Annotated in this window: 1 protein-coding gene; it reads right to left on the minus strand. The window is 55.5% G+C overall.

The window, feature by feature from the left end; genetic code table 11:
• Positions 1 to 67 precede the first annotated feature (67 nt).
• A protein-coding gene (locus Q668_RS06825) for an IS3 family transposase (protein WP_227498312.1) occupies positions 68 to 1,200 on the minus strand; the annotation gives its coding sequence in 2 pieces (ribosomal slippage) (positions 68 to 918 and positions 918 to 1,200; 1,134 coding nt in all).
• Between the last annotated feature and the right edge of the window lie 68 nt (positions 1,201 to 1,268).

Here is a 1,268-nt window from a genome sequence, read left to right on the forward strand (position 1 = left end):
GAGGTGGACCCCATCAGTTGGACAGCCTGAAGGTGCAGTTAAGCTCTGATCCGGCTGTATTCCCGGCTCAAGCTGCCAGGGTCATGGGTTGTTGGTAGTACACCTCATCCGGTGTTTGGTAATCAAGGGTTTGGTGGTACCGGGTCTGATTGTAATGCCGGAAGTACCGGTGGAGCGCCTGCTTCAAGTGGCGTCCATCCTCGAAGGCTGTGAGGTAGACGCACTCGTGCTTGACGCTGCGCCAGAGCCGTTCCACGAAGATGTTGTCATGATAGCAGCCCTTGCCGTCCATGCTGATCCGAATGCCATGCTCCTTGAGAGCGCCTGTGAAGGCCTCACTGGTGAACTGGGCACCTTGATCAGTATTGAAGATTTCCGGCGTTCCATGGCGCTGTAGGGCTTCCTCCAGGGCATCGATGCAGAAGTCTGTGTCCATGGTATTGGAGACCCGCCAGGACAGCACCTTACGGCTGTACCAGTCGATAATGGCGACCAAATACATGAAGCCTCGGGCCAGCGGCACGTACGAAATATCCATTGCCCACACCTGGTTGGGGCGGTCGATTTTCAGCCCTTTGAGCAGGTACGGATAAACTTTGTGCCCGTCGCCCGGAATGCTGGTTCTGGGGCGTGGATACACCGCCTGAATGCCCATGGTGCGCATTAGGCGCTGAACCCGCTTGCGGTTTATCAGGTGGCCTTTGCGCTCCAGATGGACTCGCATCTTACGAGAGCCATAGTACGGCGTTTCCAGATGCTGCTGGTCAATCAGGTACATCAGATCCAGATCCTCCTGACACTGTTCACGAGGGACGTAGTACACCGACGAGCGGCTCAGTTTGAGCAACTCGCACTGGCGCACAATGCTGACTTGGGGATGACCATGCTCGATCATCGCCAACCGGCGTTGACGGCTTACTGATCGAGCTTGCGCGACAAAAAATCGCGTTCCACCGTCAGTCGGCCGATCTCGCGGTAGAGTTCGTCAGAACTGGGCTCGTTGGACTGTTTGCCGGACCTTTTTTTGCCTTCGAAGAGGTCCGGAGCATTCTCCAACAACTCGCGTTTCCAGGTGCTAACCATGGTCGGATGAATCTGGAACCGGGCGGCAATTTCAGATGTGGTCTGGTCACCCTTGAGGGCGGCTAGGGCAACTTTGGACTTGAACGATGGGCTGTATTGCTTGCGTTTCTTGCTCATGATTCTCCTCCTTGTGGAGATGATGAATCAGAGCTTAGGCACCTGTCCAAATTTCGGGGTCCACTTCA

Source organism: Marinobacter sp. ES-1, assembly GCF_000475255.1.
In the GTDB taxonomy this organism is placed as follows: Bacteria; Pseudomonadota; Gammaproteobacteria; order Pseudomonadales; family Oleiphilaceae; genus Marinobacter; species Marinobacter vinifirmus.